Annotated in this window: 13 protein-coding genes; 7 read left to right on the top strand and 6 right to left on the bottom strand. The window is 57.0% G+C overall.

The window, feature by feature from the left end:
• The first annotated feature begins 220 nt into the window (after positions 1 to 220).
• Entirely contained in the window at positions 221 to 538 is a 318-nt protein-coding gene (locus VGR81_10340) for a hypothetical protein (protein HEV2289339.1), read from the top strand.
• Positions 539 to 595: 57 nt separating this feature from the next.
• Here the strand turns inward: VGR81_10340 and VGR81_10335 are convergent, their stop codons facing one another.
• Both VGR81_10335 and VGR81_10330 read right to left on the bottom strand, forming a co-directional pair.
• Positions 596 to 1,132, bottom strand: a complete 537-nt coding sequence (locus VGR81_10335; GenBank protein ID HEV2289338.1) for a DinB family protein — start codon at positions 1,130 to 1,132, stop codon at positions 596 to 598.
• 92 nt (positions 1,133 to 1,224) lie between these two features.
• Positions 1,225 to 2,076 (bottom strand): TIGR00730 family Rossman fold protein, encoded by an 852-nt coding sequence (locus VGR81_10330; protein HEV2289337.1) that lies wholly within the window; start codon positions 2,074 to 2,076, stop codon positions 1,225 to 1,227.
• A 186-nt stretch (positions 2,077 to 2,262) separates the two neighbouring features.
• Between VGR81_10330 and VGR81_10325 the strand changes: the two genes are divergently transcribed.
• The gene (locus VGR81_10325) at positions 2,263 to 3,405 is read left to right on the top strand and encodes a VWA domain-containing protein (protein HEV2289336.1); all 1,143 of its coding nucleotides are present in this window, start codon (positions 2,263 to 2,265) and stop codon (positions 3,403 to 3,405) included.
• A 41-nt stretch (positions 3,406 to 3,446) separates the two neighbouring features.
• On the opposite strand, the gene gyrA is transcribed toward VGR81_10325, so the two are convergent.
• Complete coding sequence (gyrA, locus tag VGR81_10320; protein ID HEV2289335.1) at positions 3,447 to 5,999, bottom strand: DNA gyrase subunit A; 2,553 nt, start codon at positions 5,997 to 5,999, stop codon at positions 3,447 to 3,449.
• Positions 6,000 to 6,267: 268 nt separating this feature from the next.
• On the opposite strand from gyrA, the gene VGR81_10315 reads away from it, so the two are divergent.
• Positions 6,268 to 6,462, top strand: coding sequence for a type II toxin-antitoxin system HicB family antitoxin (locus VGR81_10315; protein HEV2289334.1), 195 nt, complete (start codon positions 6,268 to 6,270; stop codon positions 6,460 to 6,462).
• A 763-nt stretch (positions 6,463 to 7,225) separates the two neighbouring features.
• Here VGR81_10315 and gyrB read toward each other — a convergent pair.
• The gene (gyrB, locus tag VGR81_10310; GenBank protein HEV2289333.1) at positions 7,226 to 9,637 is read right to left on the bottom strand and encodes a DNA topoisomerase (ATP-hydrolyzing) subunit B; all 2,412 of its coding nucleotides are present in this window, start codon (positions 9,635 to 9,637) and stop codon (positions 7,226 to 7,228) included.
• Between the two features lie 638 nt (positions 9,638 to 10,275).
• Between gyrB and VGR81_10305 the strand changes: the two genes are divergently transcribed.
• The 4 genes from VGR81_10305 (at position 10,276) to VGR81_10290 (ending at position 18,517) form a co-directional block, all read left to right on the top strand.
• Complete coding sequence (locus VGR81_10305) at positions 10,276 to 13,119, top strand: protein kinase (GenBank protein HEV2289332.1); 2,844 nt, start codon at positions 10,276 to 10,278, stop codon at positions 13,117 to 13,119.
• 384 nt (positions 13,120 to 13,503) lie between these two features.
• Positions 13,504 to 14,838, top strand: a complete 1,335-nt coding sequence (dnaA, locus tag VGR81_10300; protein HEV2289331.1) for a chromosomal replication initiator protein DnaA — start codon at positions 13,504 to 13,506, stop codon at positions 14,836 to 14,838.
• Between the two features lie 275 nt (positions 14,839 to 15,113).
• The gene (gene dnaN / locus VGR81_10295) at positions 15,114 to 16,226 is read left to right on the top strand and encodes a DNA polymerase III subunit beta (protein ID HEV2289330.1); all 1,113 of its coding nucleotides are present in this window, start codon (positions 15,114 to 15,116) and stop codon (positions 16,224 to 16,226) included.
• Positions 16,227 to 16,531: 305 nt separating this feature from the next.
• Positions 16,532 to 18,517: a pentapeptide repeat-containing protein gene (locus VGR81_10290; GenBank protein HEV2289329.1), complete on the top strand. Its 1,986-nt coding sequence runs from the start codon at positions 16,532 to 16,534 to the stop codon at positions 18,515 to 18,517.
• Between the two features lie 74 nt (positions 18,518 to 18,591).
• Here the strand turns inward: VGR81_10290 and VGR81_10285 are convergent, their stop codons facing one another.
• Together VGR81_10285 and VGR81_10280 are read right to left on the bottom strand one after the other, a co-directional pair.
• On the bottom strand, positions 18,592 to 19,521 hold the full coding sequence (locus VGR81_10285; GenBank protein ID HEV2289328.1) for a hypothetical protein: 930 nt from the start codon (positions 19,519 to 19,521) through the stop codon (positions 18,592 to 18,594).
• Between the two features lie 188 nt (positions 19,522 to 19,709).
• Positions 19,710 to 20,492: a TIGR00282 family metallophosphoesterase gene (locus VGR81_10280; GenBank protein HEV2289327.1), complete on the bottom strand. Its 783-nt coding sequence runs from the start codon at positions 20,490 to 20,492 to the stop codon at positions 19,710 to 19,712.
• Between the last annotated feature and the right edge of the window lie 111 nt (positions 20,493 to 20,603).

The following is a 20,603-nucleotide window of genomic DNA, read 5'->3' as shown; positions in this document are numbered from 1 at the left end:
CTATTTGCGAGATCGCGCGACCTCTGCGATTATGGACACCGGTTGGCGAGGGAAGTTCCTCAAACTGGCTCCCTCAAATGCCCTAAAAAGCTCCATTTGATCTTAAGTCTAAGAAAAAGAATTACTTAGATGCACTAGGCGTGTCCGGCATCATTGCGGCGGGTTTGTGCATCCAATCGGGTGAAAATGGGCCCTTGGGACTCATACGGAGGCAATCATCATGAGTAAGAGCAGTTTGGAAACACTTGGCGTTCGGTATACGGGCCGCGCGGCGCTCGATCGCGATCCGCAGGATGACCGGCTGGAGTTTACCTGTCCGCATTGCGGCACAGTCGGCAGCAAGCCGGCGCGGCGTTCGCACGCGGAATATCACTTCACCGATGGGTTTGTGCAAGACTTGCAAGGCGAGACGACCACGTGCCGCGGATGCAAGCGTTCGCTGCACATCTCGCCTGTGGTGATGTTGCACGATCAGGATGAAAAGCGGCGCTTCGAGGCCTTTTTCGAAACCGAGCTTGTACCCGCATCCCTAAATTAAATCTCGCAATTCACGGCGGCGCGGCTCAATCTGGATTATCACAGTTTGTGCCGCGCTTCATGCTCCGTGTTTCTTCTCCAATTGTTTTTGGAATTCCTGCGACTTTCCGCGAGGAATACTCAGCGTTTGCCATTGAGCCCCGGCATAATGCTTCGCGAGCAAAATAATTTGTCCCACATGCTGCGCTGTATGCGCCAGCGACCGCTGAATCGCTCTCACCACGGTATGCGGCTCGGAGCGGATCGTGACCGTCTTATCCAGGTCCGCCGGCGTCAGTTCTTCCAGCGCGTCCTGCGTTACTTGCCATGCGGCTTCCCAGCGCTCCACCAGGCTCGCGCGTGTGTCTCGCTCTTCGTTCAAAAATTCCGTGTCGCGGTTTCGATCGGATTTATCTCCATCGGTCGTCAGGAAATCCGTCCATCGTGACCGCAGGTTTCCCGCAACGTGTTTCAGGATTAGGGCGATGCTGTTTGATTCCGCGCCGAGCGACGCAAAAAATTGCTCGTCGTTCAGTTGGTCCATGGCCTTGTCCGCAAGCTTTTTTTGCCCGCGAAACTGCTCGATTGTCGTTTCCAGAAAATGTCTCTCTTGCATGACTCCTCCTTTATCCCGATACGCGGCTCCGCTTTTCCATCGGATGATTCATCGAAGGCAAAGGACTCACTTCGCAGCAAATCAGCTGCGGCCTATCCTTCCCAATCTGCGTCCAGCACCAAATGATACTGTTCGAGACCGGTGCGAATGCGCACGAAAGCCTCATCAACTGTGTCCGCGAACTGCAGCAGATTGAATTCGCGCTTGCTGATGGTTCCTGAATTGACCATGGTGCGCCAGTTCAGTACTTTGTCCCAATATTTTCTGCCGTAAATCAGAATCAGGTGATGCTCGGGCAATTTGCCGGTTTGCATCAGAGTGAGCATTTCCCATAGCTCATCCATCGTGCCAAAGCCGCCGGGGAAAACGATCAGAGCTTTCGCCAGTTGCGCGAACCAGAGCTTGCGCATGAAGAAGTAATGGAAACAAAAATTCAATTCCGGCGTGATATAGCGATTGGGCCGCTGCTCGTGTGGAAGCTGAATGCTCAGCCCCACAGTAGACCCTCCCGCTTCCGATGCGCCGCGATTGGCTGCTTCCATGATTCCGGGGCCGCCGCCGGAACAAATGACGAATCGCCGCGGGTGCTCGCCGAGAGACATGGACCACGCCGTGATTCGCCGCGCCAGTTCGCGCGCTTCCTCGTAATAGCGCGACATTTCGAGCGTCGCTCGCGCCATGCGCACTTCTTCGCGCCGCGCGGGGTTTTTTGCCGCGCGGCGGTTGCGCTTCAACCGTTCCAGCTTCGCGATGGCCCGCTCGCGCGGCATGATTCGCGCCGATCCGAACATGACAATCGTGTCGCCGATCCTCTCGTCGCGCAGCCGTTTTGCCGGGTCCAAGTATTCGGCCAGAATCCGCAGCGGGCGTGCCGCGGGACTCTCGGTAAAGTGCGCATCGTGATAGGCCAGCTTGGCCATGGGCAAATAGGCTCGCGACTTCATGTGTTCTCCTGTGCGTAAGAGTGCGAATCCAGCATTCTAGTTCGGTTCGATTCGAATGGAATATGATTCTTGTGCGATGGTACTGGGCCGAATACCCGGCGGCGACTCCTGTTGGCCACCCTGCAAGCTCCGCGAATTCAATTACAACGTCGACTGGAAATCCGGAATCAGATAGATTAGGTAATCATGACAACCGCCGCCAAGCTGACCATGCGCTCGCTGGCACTCCTTTTGGCCGCGGCAGCGCCAGCCTTTGGACAGAGCCAGCCGTCCGGACCGATCCAAGTAAAACTGGGGGCGCAGACGGGGCAGCAGTCAAGCCAGCAAACGGGGCGCGTGGTGATTCAGGTCAAGGTGGTCACGCTGCCGGTTGCCGTCTCCGACCGTTCGCATAATCTCGTGCTGAATCTCACGCAAAAAGACTTTCAGGTTTTCGAGGATGGGAAACCGCAGCAGATTATCCGCTTCGACCAGGGAGGAGATCCGCTCTCGATTGTCCTCGTGCTCGAAACCAGTTCCCGCGTCGCTCCGTTGCTTCCTGCCGTGCAAAAAACCGGAATCATTTTCACGCAGATGGTGATGGCGGCCACAGGCGAAGCCACGGTGATCGGCTACAACGACGAAGTGGATATTTTGTGCCCGATGACCACGGACTCCGATGCCGTTCTGAAAACGATCGAGCATGTTCAACCCGGATTGTCCGGGGCGCGTCTCTATGACGCGCTCAATCGCGCGGAAGACATTCTCGAGAAAGAACCTTCGGAGCGCCGCCGCATCATCGTTGTCGTGGGCGAAAAAAATGACAAAGGCAGCGAGACCAAACTCGGCCAGGTGCTTCGCCGCGCGCAGCTCGACAACACTTCGATTTACACCATCGGCCTGAGCAGCACGGCGGCTGAATTTCGCAAGGCGCCGGAGCGGCCACGGCCCGTGGAAACCGGGCCTCCGGGAACCTATCCCATGAATCCACCGACGGGTACGATGCAAACACCGAGCACGGTCGAAGAGCAGATGGGAAATGAGGACAGCGTGTCGTTCCTGCCGTTGATTGCCTGGCTCGTGCAGCACGGCGCGAACGCCGTGGGCAAGAATGCACTCGTGCTCGCCAGTACAGCTACGGGAGGTTTGCACGAAGGAACATTCAAAGACAATTCCATTCAGCGCGCCATGAACTCCATCGGCAACGATCTTCATGGCGATTATTTGCTGGCTTACCGTCCGCCGAGCAATACGGCCTACGGGTATCACAACATCGAAGTGCGCGTCACGGAACCGAGCCTGAAAATCCGCACGCGCCCCGGCTACTTCATCGCCCCGCCAAACGAATAACCCTTCCTTCTGGCTGAACGATGCGCCTTCGCCGCTCGAATTCAGCCCTGTGAACCTTCACCGGGCGCTCCGGCCTCTTCTTCTTCGAGGATGGAAGCGGCAGCGGCGATGCGGTCGCCTTCATCGAGGCGCAGCAGGCGCACGCCTTGCGTCGAGCGGCCCGCTTCGCGAATTTCCGCTGAGTGCACGCGAATCACTTTGCCCTGGCCGGTGATGATCATCACGTCGGAATCTTCCTTCACCTGTAGGGCGGCAACGACCGAGCCATTGCGGTCGGTGGTCTTCAAATTGATGACGCCTTTGCCCCCGCGCGACGTGACGCGATATTCGGCGAGCGGCGTGCGCTTGCCGTAGCCTTTCTCGGCGACCGTAAGCATCAGCGACGTGAGCGATTCGCGGATCTGATCGCTTTCGAGATCGTCGAGGTCTTGCGTCTCTTTCTTGAATTCCTTCTTGATGATTTCGAAATCGGGCTGCACAGCGTCCATGGAGACAACGTAATCGTCCTTGGCGAGATCCATGCCGTTTACACCGGCGGCCTGGCGGCCCATCGCGCGCACTTCCGTTTCGCGGAAGAGAATGGCCTGGCCGTCGTGGCTGGCGAGGAAAATCATCTGCTTGCCGTCGGTCAATTTCGCGCCGATGAGTTCATCGCTGCCATCGAGATTGATGGCAATGATGCCGCTTGGCCGCGGATTGGAAAATTCCGCGAGGCCGGTCTTTTTCACCGTGCCTTGCTTTGTAGCCAGAAAAACGTAGCGGCCCTCCTCCTCGAGATTCCGCGCTGCAACCACGGCCGTCAGCTTTTCGCCCTCTTGGAAATGGACCAGGCTGTTGATGGCCTTGCCGCGCGTGGCCGCCGCCGCTTCGGGAATTTCATAGACCTTGAGCCAATAGACGCGGCCCTTCGAAGTGAAGAGCAAAATGTAGGTGTGCGTCGAGGCGACGAACAAATGCTCGACGAAATCCTCTTCGCGCGTCTTCGCGCCGATGCGGCCCTTGCCGCCGCGCGATTGATGGCGATAGACATCCACCGGCGTGCGCTTCACGTAGCCCGCGTGACTCACCGTGATGGCCATTTCTTCTTCTTTGATCAAGTCTTCGAGCTTGATCTCTTCGACGCGGTCCACAATTTGCGTGCGGCGGTCATCGCCATAATCTTTTTCGATTTCCTTCAGCTCCGCGACGATGACGCCGCGCAGTTTTTTATCGCTGCCGAGGATTTCTTTCAGTTCTGCGATGCGCACCTGAACTTGCTTCAGTTCCTCGGCGATCTTCTCGCGCTCCATCTGCGTGAGGCGATGGAGTTGCAAATCCAAAATCGCCTGCGCCTGGCGCTCCGTGAATTTCCACCGCTCGATCATTCCTTCTTTGGCTTCCTTGGGCGACTTCGAGCGGCGAATCAGCTTGATCAGTTCGTCGAGAACTTCCAGAGCTTTCTTGAAACCGAGCAGGATGTGTTCGCGCTCTTCGGCCTTGCGCAAATCGTATTGCGTGCGGCGACGGACCACTTCGATGCGGTGCTCGATGAAAAGCTTGATGAGTTCGACGAGGCCCAGCTCGCGCGGCTGGCCCGCGACAATGGCGAGCAGGATCATGCCGAAAGATTCCTGCATCTGCGTCTGCTTGAAGAGGTGATTCAGAATGAGCTGCGGCTCTTCGTCGCGCTTCACCTCGATGACGATGCGCATGCCGTCGCGGTCGCTTTCGTCGCGAATGTCGCTGATGCCCTGAATTTTCTTGTTCTGCACCAGATCGGCGATGTGCGCGATGAGCCGCGATTTATTGACTTGGTAGGGCAGCTCGGTGATGACGATATTTTCGCGGTCTTTTCCGGCCTGTTCGATGGCCGCTTTGGCGCGCACCTGGAAAGTTCCGCGGCCCGTTTTGTACGCCTGCTCGATTCCCTCGCGGCCGTAGATATAGCCGCCGGTCGGAAAATCCGGACCGGGCACGATCTTCATCACTTTTTTCAGATTCGTTTCCGGATCTTCAATCAACGCAACCGTCGCCGTGAGGATTTCTTTCAGGTTATGCGGCGGAATATTCGTGGCCATGCCGACGGCGATGCCGCTTGAACCATTGACAAGCAAATTGGGAATCTTCGTCGGCAGGACGACGGGCTCCTGCGTGCTCTCGTCGTAGTTGGGAACGAAATCAACGGTTTCTTTCTCGATGTCCGCAAGCATCTCCGCGGCAATGCGGGAAAGCTGCGCCTCCGTATAACGCATGGCTGCGGGAGGATCACCATCGACAGAGCCGAAGTTGCCCTGGCCATCGACGAGCGGATAGCGCATGTTGAACGTTTGCGCGAGGCGAACCAGTGCGTCGTAGACGGGAACGTCGCCGTGCGGGTGATATTTCTTGAGCACTTCGCCAACGACGCCGGCCGATTTCGAGCGCTTGCGGCCAGCAAGCAGGCCCATGTCGTACATGGCATAAAGAATGCGGCGATGGACGGGCTTCAAGCCGTCGCGCACGTCAGGCAGCGCGCGCCCGATGATCACGCTCATGGCGTAATCGAGGTACGACTTCTTCATCTCCGATTCGATATCGACCGGAGTCAGAATCTGTTGTGATTGCTCGTCAGCCATTCCGTTTTCCCCATAAATCAGCTTTTTGAAGAGTGCAAATTTGTCCCGATTAGAACGCTACTCCGCCTAGTGTTTTCAATAACTTACAGCCATTTCTAATAATTTTCTGTCCCGATTAGACTTTTCTGTATGACCTCACTCGAGCCAATGGCTCGCGGCACCGTGAGCGCTCTTGCCCTTGCTCCCTATGCCATTTGTAACGATTGCTCAGACATTCAAATTGCCCCCCTTACTTGCTTCCTCCGCCCGCTTCCGCTAGCATCGTCTCATGAACTATCGTTTCTCCGCGTTGATTACGAAAGAAGACGACTGGTACATCGCGCGCTGCCCTGAACTTGATGTAACGACACAGGGCAAAGACGTGGAATCAGCGCGCGCCAATCTCCGCGAAGCCATCGAACTCTACCTCGAGACCTGGGGAGCCCCCGAATTCGCCTCGGCAAGCGACCAGTCATTCTGTTAGAACTCCTTTAGCTTCGCCTTGTGCTCAATTCCAAGACCTGGGCCTTGACCGCCTCGAAGGCGGCAGCATTGTTTGAAAACCGCTGTGCGGCGAAATGAGCTTCGAGCTTCCTCAGCAAATCCGCACATTCGGCTTCGCTCGCGCATTCAAAGGCCACGCCGCGATCTCTATCCGGCGCGTCCGTCGCCACAGCGCGAAAATTCGAGCAGCTCAGGCCTTTCAATCCCGGCAATGTTTGCCAACTCAACTGGTAAAGCAAGTTTCCCTTCTGTGCGCCGCCCCAGCCCGCCTGTTGTCATTCCGAGCGGAGCGAGGAATCTGCAGTTCGGCTTCGCTTCGAAAACCATGCCTCGGGCAAGTCTTTCCACGTCTCATTCATTTGCATAATCAGCACAATCTTCTTCGCGCGACTCCAAGATTTGATTTGCTTCTCCCTCGCGATAGCGGAGCGAATGTCAGAGAAAGGTTCAAAGTAAATGAGCCTCTGGATCTTGTATCTCGACGTAAAACCGCTCATCGAACCGAGTTTGTGTTCAGCCGTTCGGCGAAACAGATTGTTGGTCACACCCGTGTAAAGATTCCGCGAGCGGCTGGACATGATGTACACAAAATACTGGCGCTCCATAAAACTTTAAAAGCGAACTGCAGATTTCTCTCTGCGTGACCGGCAAAAACAAATGCGCCGGTCACTCCGCTCGGAATGACAACACAAGTCTGCTGGTAACGAGGTAGCCATTCTCGCCCCTTAGTTAGGGCCTCGCATTTAGATATCCAGGTTCACGACTTCGAGGGCATTGTCCTGAATAAATTTGCGGCGCTCCTCGACGTTTTCGCCCATGAGTGTTGAGAAAATGTCTTCGGCGGCGACGGCATCCTCGAGGCGAACCTTGAGCAGAGTGCGCGTGTCGGCGTTCATGGTCGTTTCCCAGAGCTGCTCGGGATTCATTTCGCCAAGCCCCTTGAAGCGCGTGATGGTGAATTCTTTTTTCGCGTCTTCGAGAACATAACCGAGCACGCCGAGCGCATTTTCCTTGGTCACTTTGTCGCCATTGTGGGTGATGACGAAAGGGGGCTTGTCGTTTTCAGCAATGGCCGCGCGCAATGTGCGGAAGCGCTTGTATTCCGGCGTGGCGGCGAGCGCCCAGTTGATTTTGCGGTCGGCTGTGCCATTGCGCAGGACGATTTCGTGCAGGCTGTGCTCTTCGTCGAATTCGAGCTTGGCCTCGAGCTTCAGTTTGGCCTTCTCGATTTCCTCGAGCAGCTCCTGCAATTTTCTCTTTTCGACGAAGTCGGTTTTCTTGTCGAGATCGCATTCGGCCAATAGCTCAATTAGCTTCGGATCGCGCAGGCGCCGCGCCAGCTTTGCGGACATTTGCTCATATTCCTGGACGTTGAGAAGAAACTGCGTCAGATCGCCGCCTTCGAGCTGTTTGCCGTCCTTGCGCTTGACGACGTGGTCTTCCGTGGCGCGCTTCATCAATTCGCGCGAGAAATCGCGCTCGTCACGGATGTAGCGGTCCATTTTGCCGCGCTTGACGCGATAGAGCGGCGGCTGGGCGATATAGACATGATCCTTTTCGATCAGCTCGCGCATGTGCCGGAAGAAAAACGTGAGCAGCAGCGTGCGAATGTGGCTGCCGTCGACGTCGGCGTCGGTCATCAAAATGATTTTGTGATAGCGGAGCTTGGCGGCGTCGAAATCGTCCTTGCCGATGCCCGTACCGAGGGCCGTAATGATGGCGCGAATCTCCTCGTGGCCGAGCATTTTGTCGTAACGAGCCTTTTCAACGTTGAGGATTTTGCCCTTGAGCGGCAGAATGGCCTGATATTTGCGGTCGCGGCCCTGCTTGGCCGAGCCGCCGGCCGATTCGCCTTCGACGACGAACAATTCGCAGCGCGCCGGGTCGCGTTCCTGGCAATCCGCCAATTTTCCCGGCAGTCCGCTCGAATCGAGCGCAGATTTGCGGCGCGTCAGCTCGCGAGCCTTGCGCGCGGCTTCGCGCGCGCGCGCGGCGTCAATGCATTTGCCGATGATTCTTCGCGCGATCGAGGAATGCTTGTCAAAATATTCGCCGAGCCTCTCGTTGACGAGCTGCTCGACGACGCCTTTGATGTCGCTATTCAGCTTGCCCTTCGTCTGGCCTTCGAACTGCGGCTGAGGCAGCTTGACGGAGACTACGGCGACTAGACCCTCACGGACATCATCGCCAGTGATGGAGATTTGGTCTTTCTGTTCGCGAAGCATGCCGAAAGAGCCAGCGTAATAATTAATCGTGCGCGTGAGCGCGGAACGAAACCCGGAAAGATGCGTGCCGCCGTCGACGGTATTGATGGTGTTGGCGAAGGCAAAAATATTTTCGGCGTAGCTGTCGTTGTATTGCAGCGCGATTTCCATCTCGACCGTGTCGCGCTTGCCTTCCATATAGATCGGAGAATCGTGCAGAGTTTCTTTGCCGCGATTGAGGTGCTTCACAAATTCGGCGATGCCACCGGTGAAGCGAAATTCCGCTTTCTTGCCGCTGCGCTCGTCTTCGAGGGTGATTTTCAGGCCTTTATTGAGGAAGGCGAGTTCGCGAAGGCGCTGCGAGAGCGTATCGTAACTATAAGTGGTGGCGCTGAAAATTGCTGGGTCGGGATGAAACGTGATTTTGGTGCCAGTTTTTTTTGTCTTGCCTGTGTCTTTCAGTTTTGATGTGGGCTGGCCCTTTTCATAGCTCTGCTCCCAAACCTGGCCGTCGCGCCAGATTTCGAGGTCCAGCCAGTCCGAGAGCGCGTTGACGACGGAGACGCCCACGCCGTGCAAGCCGCCGGAGACTTTGTAAGTGTCACTGTCGAACTTTCCGCCGGCGTGCAACACGGTCATGACGACTTCGGCGGCGGGCTTTTTCTCCGTGGCGTGCATGTCCACTGGAATGCCGCGGCCGTTGTCAGTGACAGTGACGGAGTTGTCGTCGTGAACGACAACGTTGATTTCGTCGCAATAACCAGCCAGCGCTTCGTCGACGGAATTGTCGACGACTTCCCAGACGAGGTGATGCAGGCCAAGCTCGCCGGTTGAACCAATGTACATCGCGGGACGCTTGCGCACGGCTTCAATGCCGCCGAGAACTTTGATGGAAGTCGCGTCGTACTTATGCCCCGAGCCTTTGGCAGGCGTATTTTCTTTTTCAGCCATTCTGACGTGCTCCTGGTTTTCGAGTCGGGAAGGCGAGTCGCGCGGATCAGCTCGACACTTGCCTTGCCCATTGGCCACAGCGCGTTCCCTTGCTTTGCGCGAGCTGGGGCTCGAAGGGTTTTCGCTTCATCCCGCTGCATTCCGAAATCCGGTGCAGCGCGGCGAAGACTTCTTGGCCCATTGCGGGCCTAAACTGGCTGGCCGTTCCCACTGCGTTCTGGCGCGAACGAAAGAAAGCGGGACCGGCCTTGCTTGGTCCAAGCGCCGGTCTGGAGACCGACCGGCACAAAAGCCCTAGCAAAACGTGCCTGAGTTACACACGAATTGTAGCGGAATTCGGGCTAAGCGACAAGGCAATTCTGCTTCTTGAAACGTATGTATCTAATAGTATTAACATAAGTTAAGTGGAAGCGAGCGCCGACAATATCTGCCGGCGAGGGATCGCCGAGTCCCCTTTGCAAGAGGGCTCCCAAGCAGCGCTGAAGCAGACTGGGAGCAGCGCCACGAGTATCGATCAGTCGCTCAGAATCAAGGGCAGACCGCGTTGACACTCATGCCCAGAAAAGTTGACTTGCACAGAGGCGCAGCCTAATATGCGCTGCGGTTGCCGAACACGAGTTGAACCGTGACCGAGGCGCATGACGGATTTACAAGGTTTTATTGGCCGAACCGTTTCGCACTACCGCATCTCCGAAAAACTCGGCGGCGGCGGAATGGGAGTGGTCTACAAGGCAGAGGACACGAAGCTGCGTCGCTTTGTGGCGTTGAAGTTCCTTCCCGCCGATGTGATCAAGGACCGCACGTCGCTTGACCGCTTCGAACGCGAAGCTCAGGCTGCCTCCGCACTGAATCATCCGAACATCTGCACGATTTACGACATCGATGAATGCGATGGCCAGCCTTTTATCGCCATGGAATTCCTGAAGGGTGCGACGCTAAAGCACCGAATTGATGCAGGCCCGCTGCCGCTCGAGCTATTGATCGAGATCGGAATCCAAGTAGCGGATGCGCTGGACGCAGCACACGGCGAAGGAATTATCCATCGCGATATCAAGCCGGCGAACATCTTCGTCACGGACCGCGGACAGGCGAAAATGCTCGACTTCGGGCTGGCGAAGGTCATCGCGCGGACGCCCGGAAATTCGATGACAGCGGGAGCGACGCGGACACAAGACGATGCGAACTTGACGAGTCCCGGCATGACACTAGGGACTGTGGCGTATATGTCACCCGAACAAGCGCGAGGCCGCGAGCTCGATGTGCGCACCGACATTTTCTCATTCGGTGTCGTACTCTACGAGATGGCGACGGGACGCCAGGCTTTTTCGGGGAGCACGTCCGCGGAGGTCTTCGATGGAATCTTGAATCGCGCGCCGATCGCGCCGGTACGGCTCAATCCGGAGATTCCCGCGGAATTCGAACGCATCATCAATAAAGCAATCGAGAAGGATGCGGCGCTGCGCTATCAGCACGCGGCGGATTTGCGCGCGGATTTGCAGCGGCTGAAACGCGACTCGGATTCCGGGCGGCGCGTCCAAACCGCGACGGATTCGGCGCTGCAGGTGACGACTCCGATTTCGCCAGGTGCGGCCTTCGGAGTTCCATCCAACCCATCTCTTCCGGCAGCCGCGGGGTCCAGTGGAACGGCGCGTACGCACACGTCAGGATCCTCAGCAGTGGGCGCTGTGGCGCGCGAGCATAAATTGAGTCTGAGCGTCATTGTCTTGATTGTTCTGATTTTGGTTGTGGGAGCGAGCTATGGAATCTATGCGTTTCTAAACCGTGCGCGCCCGGCGCCGTTCCAAAATTTCAGTATCAATCAGGCGACGAACTCGGGCAGGGCCCTGCTTGCCGCCATCTCGCCCGATGGCAAGTACATCTTAAACGTGCAAAACGACAACGGGAAGCAAAGCCTGTGGTTGCGCAATGTGCCAACCTCGAGCAATACGCAAATCATCGCTCCCGGGGCTGTGTCGTACCAGACGCTCGCATTCTTGCCGGATGGCAATTACATTTATTTTCGCGAGGCGGAATCAAATGTCAGCACGGAATTCAATCTGTATCGCGCCCCGGTGCTCGGCGGGATGCCGCAGGAGATCGTGCGCGACATCGATAGCGGCGTGACATTTTCACCGGATGGGAGGCGCATGGCATATGTGCGCGCAAACGATCCCGACGTGGGAAAATGGCGTTTGCTTATGGCGAATATCGACGGGAGCAACGAAACAGTCCTCCAGATTGAATCGGGCGAGAATCCGTCGCAGTACTTGGCATGGTCACCGGATGGGACCGAAATCGCCGAAGACCTGTTTCAGCCTGACAATGCTCTTGGAGGGATCGACCTTTTCGATTTGGCGGAAAAGAAGACTCGTCCGGCGGTCCGATTTAGCGACAAATCAGGGACAGAACTGGCGTGGTTACCGGACGGTCGCGGCGTATTGATGGTTTACCGTTCGGCAAAAAACGGCCGAGGGCAGATCGGATTCGTTTCTGCTGCAGGTTGGAAGTTCCAGACAGTTACGCAGGATACGAATGCTTATCGGACTCTTACTCTTTCTGCGGATGGCAAGAGTCTCGCCACAGTTCAGGGAAAGGTTACGCGAGAGTTAGACCTGCTGCCCGGCTCGGGGAGCCGCGAAAGTGCGCCCAGCCAGGCGCTTGCGCAGGAGCAGCCGATAAACGGCTTCAATTGGGCAGCGGATGGGTCTTTATTGCTCGATGAAAATGGCCAGATTGTAAAGATTGGTGCAGACGGCAGCGCGCGAAGAATGCTCGTCAGTGATCCTGCCTCACGAGTTGACTCACCCTCAGCCTGTCCAGATGCACGCTCCCTCGTCTATGCGCGTTTTTCCCCCGGAGGCTCGAACGCGAGGAACGTCTGGCGCGCGGACGCGGAGGGTTCAAACGCTATTCAATTAACGAATGGAAAGAATGATGTGTCCCCCATCTGCTCTCCGGACGGGAAGTGGGTATATTACCTAGCCTTTGACGCTGATGAGCTCATGCGCGTGCCTTTAGAAGGCGGCCTTTCGCAGAGGGTTCCGGGGGCCGCAGTCCCGAACGGGATCTACGCTGGCGGCGCGCCCGCAGTGTCCAACGACGGCCATCTGATAGCGTTCCTTGCGTCCGTAACGAATCCGGTAACTCGCAAAGGCCAGCAGAAGATCGCGATCCTCGCCGTGGGTTCAGGCGTGAACTCCACACTTCGCCTTCTGGAGCCCAACGCGAACATTGCCGGACCGCCGGGACCACAATTTACACCGGATGGTAAGGCGTTGGCATACGTTGTCCGCGAAAACGGAGTGGATAATGTGTGGATTCAGCCGCTCGACGGATCAAAAGGCCGCCAGATAACAAATTACAACTCGCAGCAAATTTTCGAATTTCATTGGTCGCCGAAAGGCGAGATGCTAGGGGTTCGCCGCTTCCGTACTGATTCCGACGTTGTATTGCTGCGTGACTCCGGGGCGACGCCACAGTAAGTAAGCAGCAGGATGGCTATCGCACGCTGCCAACGCGATTCTGCACGGACGAAAATGTGAGAGGGCATGGAGAACTTGTGGCGAAACGCAGAAATTTCGGAAGTCAAGGGTTTTGTTCAGAAATCCGTCGTACTTTTGTGCTGTGGAAAAACTGTGGATGAGCTGTGAATGATGTTGATCATGTTCGCTCAATTTTCTCTTGCTCCCGTCGTTTTATTTAGGCAGAATCCGCCCTCGCACTTGTGGTCAGTGCGATGGACTTGCACTCCTCAAGGCTTCGTGGCTGGACCGTATAGGGCACGCATCCGAATCGGGACTGAATCGTAAGGGAAGCTTAATCACTCCCCCTTTGATGAAGGGGTTTTCCACACAATTTCCACTGGTGTGGAAATTGCAGGGGTCTATATTGCTGTGAACGTCTGGGATAAAATTCTTCAACGCATGGAGCGGCGGGTTAACGCCCACAGTTTTTCGACCTGGTTTCGACCGACGCGCCTCGAAGCCGCGGAAGACGGCCGCCTGGCAATTCGAGTCCCCACGGCGCTCTTCCGCAAGCGGCTGACGCAAACTTACGGGGACTTGCTCGAGGCGGTCCTGGCGGAACTGAACATGCGCGAGACGCAGTTGGATTTCGTGTGCGCCGAAACGGAGAGTGAGGCCGTGGCACCGCCGGCCCAGGCACGGTTGGATTTCGATTCCGCAAACCATCAACTCAATGGACGCTACACATTCGAGAACTTCGTCGTGGGCAGCAGCAATCAGTTTGCGCACGCGGCGGCTCAGGCTGTGGCGGAACAGCCGTCGAAGTCGTATAACCCACTTTTTCTTTACGGCGGAGTGGGGCTCGGAAAAACCCATTTGATGCAAGCCATCGGCCATGCGATCAAGCGGCGCAATCCAGCGGCGCGGCTGACCTACGTGAGCGCGGAAAAATTCACGAATGAAGTGATCGCTGCGGTTCGTTTCGACCGCATGAGCAGCTTCCGCGATCGCTTTCGCACGATGGATGTGCTGCTGGTGGACGATATCCAGTTCATCGCCGCCAAAGAACGCACGCAAGAGGAATTCTTCCACACCTTTAACGCGCTCTACGATCAACAAAAGCAAATTGTGATTTCCTCCGACTGCCCGCCGAAAGAGATTTCCGCGATCGAAGAGCGGCTGCGGTCGCGCTTCGAGTGGGGATTGATCGCCGACATTCAGCCGCCGGATTTGGAAACGAAGATTGCCATCCTGCAGCGCAAAGCAGAGACGGAACACGTCAAGCTGGCCGAGGACGTCGCGGAATTCATCGCGCGATCGATCAAATCGAATATCCGAGAGCTTGAGGGCGCGCTGATTCGGTTGCTGGCGTACACGTCGCTGACGGGGATCGAGCTGAGCGTTTCGACGGCGCAGCAGGTGCTGAAGAATCTCATCGATACCGCAGAGAAAAAAGTTTCGATCGATCAAATACAGCGCCGCGTGGGAGAACATTTTGGACTTCGTGGGCAGGATTTAAAGGTGCGGAGCAACTCTAAAGCGATCGCGTTCCCGCGACAAATCGCGATGTATATGGTGAAGCAGCTCACGTCCGCATCCCTGCCGGAAATCGGCCGACAATTCGGCGGGAAACATCACACGACAGTACTGCACTCGATTCACAAGATCGAGACCTTACGCCACACCGACAAGGAATTGAACAAGACCATCAACAGGCTACTCGATTCATTTGGATAGAGATACGTGGCTTTTCCGCAGGCACGGCCACTGTGGCCTGTGAGTTCTGTGCAATTTTTCTCTCTCCGACTAACAGCAGCGCAGAATTTCCGATGGGGCGCGCGGCGATTCACAGGCGAAGAAATGCGGTAAGGCAGCGAATGGTAAAGGGATGGCGATTTTTCCGAAAAATCCACAGATGCGGCGGCTACGACGGTATTTCCTCTATTTATTCATTTGAAGAAAAGAAGTAAAGTACCTGCTCCGGTAAAAGCGACCCGTGGGGGAAGCACGCGATGGAATTTAGCGTAAAAAAGTTCGACCTAGTGGAAGAGCTCAATCTGACACAGGGTGTGATTGAGCGCAAGACAACGATTCCCATTCTGTCGAACCTGCTGTGCGAAGCGAAGGGCAACCGCCTGTACATCACAGCGACGGACCTGGAACTCAGCATCCGCACATCGTGCGAAGCGAAGGTCAAAAAGGAGGGCGCGGGAACCATCCCCGCCAAGAAACTATTGGATTTGGTGCGCTTGTTGCCGGAAGAAGAGATCAAATTCAAGCTACTCGACAACCACTGGGTGCAGATCGTCTGCGACCGGAAGACTTACAAGTTGGTCGGAATGTCGAAGGACAATTTTCCGGCGCTGCCCGCCTTCCCGCAGACCCTGGTGAAGATTCCGTCGAAATTGTTTGCAAGCCTTATTTCCAAGACCATATTCGCCATCTCACAGGAAGAGTCGCGGTACACGCTGAACGGTGCGCTGCTCGTGCTGAATTCAGCTGCGATCACCATGGTGGCCACCGACGGCCACCGCCTAGCCATGGTGGAAATGCCGCACAAACTGAGCGGGCTCCCCGGTGAGGTTCGCGTGCTCGTTCCGAAGAAAGCGATGACCGAGGTGCAACGGCTGTGCGGTGAGGCGGGCGACGACGGCGAAATCGAGTTCGCGCAAGACGAAAGCCACCTCTTCTTTCAGTTCGGCGGACGCCTGCTCACTTCGCGAAAACTGACGGGCACATTTCCGAATTACGAGGCCGTGCTACCACGCGACGTCAGTAAGACAGTGGTTTTGGAGCGCAACGAGCTCCAGGACGCGCTGCGGCGCGTCTCACAGCTCGCCGACCAGCGGTCGCATGCCGTGAAATTCATGCTGGCCAAGGAAGCGATTGAGATTTCCGCTTCAAGCCCGGAATACGGCGAAGCGAAGGAAGCCATCGAAAAGGAATATAAAGGCGAGCCGATCACAATAGGCTTCAACGCGCAATATCTGCTGGATTTTCTCGCCGCCACTGCGGATGGACCGATTTCCGTGGAACTGAAGGATGATCAGTCCGCAGGTCAGATGCGCCCGCTCGCCGATGAGTCCAGCCGCTATCGGTACGTTGTCATGCCCATGCGGATTTGAAGTGGCATAAGCAAGCTTTCAAAAAACCAACCCCAAAACAGGCGAAGAAATAGAAAGGCGCTGATTTTTCACGGCCACAAACAGCGCCTGCGTGCCTGACCCTCAGGACAGGAGATTTCTTCGCGTCACCCGACCTATGATGGCCGAACTTGTGCGGCGAAAGCCGTTACTCTGATTGCGGCATGGGGCTCGGACGCAGCATGGGTGATTCCGTCTCCGCTTTCCCATTTGTTCTCGCGAACATGGTCTTCTCCAGCACGGACCAGGGATTGAGCGGCACAGCAGAATCATGACGCGGTAATTGAATGAAACTGAAATTCCACTTCGGACCTTGGGCAGAAGAGCGCGACGAGGCCGTGACTGCCGAGCAGGAAGCCAAAGGCGACGCAACGCTGACGTATTGGTGCCGGAAATTTGGCGATCCCGAGCTCGACGAGATCGTCGAGGAACATCGCGCGTGGGTAGAGTCGCGCGGGGAATCCGGCAGGAAGGCCGACCTGACCGGCGCGAATTTCGAAGGCGCCGATTTGATGGGCGCTCCACTGCAAGGCGCCAATCTGATGCGCGCAAATTTGAAAGGCGCAGACTTGCTCCTTGCGGATCTGCGCGGCGCGTGCTTGATTGAGGCGGACCTGAGCGAGGCGAACCTGGTCAGCACAAATCTTCGCGGGGCGAGTCTGCTGGGCGCGAATCTGGCGACAGCAACGGGGCTTGTGGCGCGGCAACTCGCCGGCGCGAGCCTGTTTGGCGCTTCGGTGCCCGAATCCCTTTACCCGTTCGAGGGACTTGCCGAGACCACGGCCGTTGCGAAGGTGCTACGGATCCTCCTGGCGGGGATGGCGGCGATCTGCGCGGGCGTCTGCATCGTCGTGGCGAAAACAAAAGACGCGCAACTGCTGAAAAACTCTCCGTTCGCTCCAGTTCCTGTTGTCGGCGGCGCGATCCCGATGCTTGCGTTTTACCTGATTGCGCCGATGCTACTCGCCGGCATTTACATTTGCTTCCATTTCTATTTGCAACGGCTATGGGACGCGCTGGGCGAATTGCCCGCCGTGTTTCCCGACGGACGGCGGCTGACTGAGTGCGTGCCTCTTTCCATGATTGCGCTTGCGCCCGTGCGCCTCGCAGAAACGAATTCAGAGCGCTCTGCGTTTCGCTTTCTGCAGCGATTGATTTTTAAAGCGATCGCCTACTGGATGGTTCCCGCGACATTGTTATTGGTCTGGGCGCGTTACCTGGCGGAGCAGGATTGGCGCGGCAGCCTGTTGCAGATCTTTTTCATCCTCGCGGCTGCGGCGATGAGCGGTTTTCTTCCCGGCAAGACAAACAGCATTTTCGGTCCCGCGCGCTCGAGCGAACAGCATGCGAATGGCCATGCAGGACCCTGGCGAACGAATTGGCTTACGATCACGGCTCTCAGCGGATGCATCCTGCTCGTTTTGCTTTCCGTCGGAGCGATTCTCGGCGCACCGCACGACGTCAGCCGCGCGCCGGAGCTCAAACGTTCCGACGTGCGCCGCTGGACCGCCAATGCTTTTTGGGTCATCGGCTACGATCCCTTTCCCAACCTGACCGAGGCGGAGATTTCCTCGCCGCCGCAGGGATGGACAGGGCTGGATGATTTGAGTGCAGTGAAAGGCGCGCGACTGGAGAATGCGAGTCTACGGTACGCACAAGCCTATCGCGCGTTTTTCGCCAAGTCGCGAATGCAGGGCGCGGACCTCAAGGCTGCGTATCTGGCTGAGGCGGACTTTCGTGGAGCGAATCTTTCGAATAGCAGCCTTGCGTCTGCGAATCTTTCCCGCGCGGACTTGCGCGCAGCGGATTTGATGTACGCATCTCTCGAGAATGCCATCCTTGCCGGAGCCAGGCTGGATGTCGCTAATTTTTACGACGCGCAGATGACCGGCGCGCAACTCGCACGAGCCAGCATCGTGAAAGCCGACCTGCGCGGCGCAATTCTGCGATCGGCGGAGATGAATCAAACAGACCTGCAGGGCGCCTACCTTGGCTCCGCGAAATTGGAAAATGCGCAACTCGACGGTGCGCAGCTCAGCGAAGCATTCCTCGATAGCGCCGATTTGCGCGGCGCGAGTTTGCGCGGAGCCATATTTCAAAGCGCAATTCTCAGCGACGCGGATCTTCACGGCGCGAATCTGGATAATGCCGATCTGCGCGGAGCCCTGACGCTCACAGCCATGCAAGTCTGCTCCACAGCCAGCCACACGGGCGCACAAATGGATGCGCCGCTAGAGCAGCAAGTTGAGGCACTCTGCGGCGATTCGCCGTGAACTCTGGATCGACCCTTACATCCGCGCTGCGCTCTGGCCGGCGCCATTTTTCGAGCGGAGCGACAGCGGAAGAATTAGTTGGTTTTTGGCGTGGGGGCCTTGCGAAGATCGGGGCGCGCGAATTCGAAGACGCCGTGGGGATCATCGGCAAGCAAGATGCGATGCGGCTCGATGAGGATCGCCGTCGCGTTGAGATCTTCGCCGCTGGGCATCAGCGTACGGTACTCTTCGCTACGGTTGCCGTCCTTGTCGAACTTCATTAATTCGTCGCCCAGTGCCAGCCAAACCTCTTGCGTCGCGGGGTCGACGCCGATGGCATTGATAATTTTCGGAAGAACCGGTGGAGTATCCTGCGCATCAAGGCGCGCGATATCGCGGCGCATGGCTTGCGCCGAAGGATACATGTCAATCGTGGCCAGCGAGATTTCGTAGGAGGCGTAGCCGAAAGCGTCGTACTTCCGCACCGTCGGCTCTGGCAAGTAAGTGAAGGCGTAATAAATGTGGTTGGCGGGATCGGTCGCCAAGCGGCCGACATTCAGCAGGCGGTTGAGCGACTCATGATCGGCGAGATCGGAGAAATCGCCGAACTCGCGAAGGTCCTTGCCATTCTTATCGTAAATAGTCACGAGCCGTGCGGATCCCAGGCTGGCGACGGCAATGTCGCCCGAAGGAAGAGCGACGACAGAAATCGGCGTCGCCACGGGTATGGAAAAGGCGAGCGATCCATCCCGCGTATACACTTTGACGGCGTTTGCGCCGCGATCGGCAACGTACAGGCGACCAGAAGCGTCGACGGCAAAATCCTCGCCGTACACGATGCCCGCCGGCCCCTGATCATTTTTCGGGATCTGGCCAAGATAGGTGTTGTCGGCCGTGTAAATGCGCACGGTGTGGTCCATCGTGGAAAGGAAATAGTAGCGGCCCGCGGCATCGTGCTTCATGGCCTTGATGCCCGGCCCGACGTCAGGAAAAAGGCGAGCCTTTGCCGTGATTTCCGTCTCCATCTCCCCTTGTGCAGGAGAAATTTCAACCGCGAACAGAAAAGAAACTGCGCAGAGGAGCGCGGCAGCGCAAAGGATCGTGACTCGGCTGGGCTGGATTTTCATCGCGCTAATGAATGCCTGGCATTTCAGCCCAAATGAGATGCACGCCGAGCCGCTGAGGTTTGCGGACAATCCGCCAGAGTCACGAATTAGTCAGCGCGAAAGGCAAGATGCTCAATCGAGCGCGCGTGGCCGGTGGCTTCGTCGACATCAATCAGCACGGTGTGCATCTGCACGTCGCCTTCAGCCACCTCGAAGCGCGCGGGCAGGCTGTTCAGAAACCGCTCAATGATGGGCTCTTTGGTCATGCCGATGATGGAATCATGCGGGCCGGTCATGCCCACATCGGTGATGAAAGCTGTACCCTTCGGCAAGACGTGCGCGTCCGCTGTGGCGACGTGAGTGTGCGTTCCCACGACGGCAGAGACTTTGCCGTCGAGAAACCAGCCCATCGCCTGTTTTTCGGAGGTAGTTTCCGCATGGATGTCGACGAGAATCACTTTCACGCCGCTGGGAATGCGCGCTAATTCGCGTTCCGCGGTGCGAAAAGGACAGTCGAGAGGCGCCATGAACGTCCGGCCTTGCAGATTCAGGACGGCGTAGCCCGTGCCGTTGCGGGCCGCGCCAGCGTAAAGTCCGCTGCCGGGCAAGCCTTCGGGAAAATTCGCCGGCCGCAGCAGGCGCGGCTGCTGCGGAAAATAATCGAAAATCTCCTTGCGATCCCAGATGTGGTTTCCGCCGGAAAGCACGTCGGCTCCCGTGGCGAAAAGTTCCTCGGCAAGCCGCGGCGTGATGCCGAAGCCGGAGGCTGCATTTTCGCAATTGACGATGGCCAGATCGATTTCTCGCTGCTCGACAATGTCGGCGAGGCGGTCTTTTACGATCCGCCGTCCTGGCGAGCCGACAACGTCACCTACGAAAAGGATGCGCATAAAGTTAGGGGCTAGATGTTAGAGGCTGGACGTTACAAAAGACCACTAGAATCTTTGGGCGCCGTGGTCAAGTGAGCAGGTAATTGCAAAGCCGGGAAAGAAGCAGGTTCT

The organism is Candidatus Acidiferrales bacterium, from assembly GCA_035934015.1.
In the GTDB taxonomy this organism is placed as follows: Bacteria; Acidobacteriota; Terriglobia; order Acidiferrales; family UBA7541; genus DAHUXN01.
This window is presented reverse-complemented; position numbering and strand designations above follow the sequence as displayed.

Coding starts and splice junctions, on each gene's coding strand:
- VGR81_10340 (HEV2289339.1), top strand. CDS start 221: ATGAGTAAGAGCAGTTTGGAAACACTTGGCGTTCGGTATACGGGCCGC.
- VGR81_10335 (HEV2289338.1), bottom strand. CDS start 1,132: ATGCAAGAGAGACATTTTCTGGAAACGACAATCGAGCAGTTTCGCGGG.
- VGR81_10330 (HEV2289337.1), bottom strand. CDS start 2,076: ATGAAGTCGCGAGCCTATTTGCCCATGGCCAAGCTGGCCTATCACGAT.
- VGR81_10325 (HEV2289336.1), top strand. CDS start 2,263: ATGACAACCGCCGCCAAGCTGACCATGCGCTCGCTGGCACTCCTTTTG.
- gyrA (HEV2289335.1), bottom strand. CDS start 5,999: ATGGCTGACGAGCAATCACAACAGATTCTGACTCCGGTCGATATCGAA.
- VGR81_10315 (HEV2289334.1), top strand. CDS start 6,268: ATGAACTATCGTTTCTCCGCGTTGATTACGAAAGAAGACGACTGGTAC.
- gyrB (HEV2289333.1), bottom strand. CDS start 9,637: ATGGCTGAAAAAGAAAATACGCCTGCCAAAGGCTCGGGGCATAAGTAC.
- VGR81_10305 (HEV2289332.1), top strand. CDS start 10,276: ATGACGGATTTACAAGGTTTTATTGGCCGAACCGTTTCGCACTACCGC.
- dnaN (HEV2289330.1), top strand. CDS start 15,114: ATGGAATTTAGCGTAAAAAAGTTCGACCTAGTGGAAGAGCTCAATCTG.
- VGR81_10290 (HEV2289329.1), top strand. CDS start 16,532: ATGAAACTGAAATTCCACTTCGGACCTTGGGCAGAAGAGCGCGACGAG.
- VGR81_10285 (HEV2289328.1), bottom strand. CDS start 19,521: ATGGAGACGGAAATCACGGCAAAGGCTCGCCTTTTTCCTGACGTCGGG.
- VGR81_10280 (HEV2289327.1), bottom strand. CDS start 20,492: ATGCGCATCCTTTTCGTAGGTGACGTTGTCGGCTCGCCAGGACGGCGG.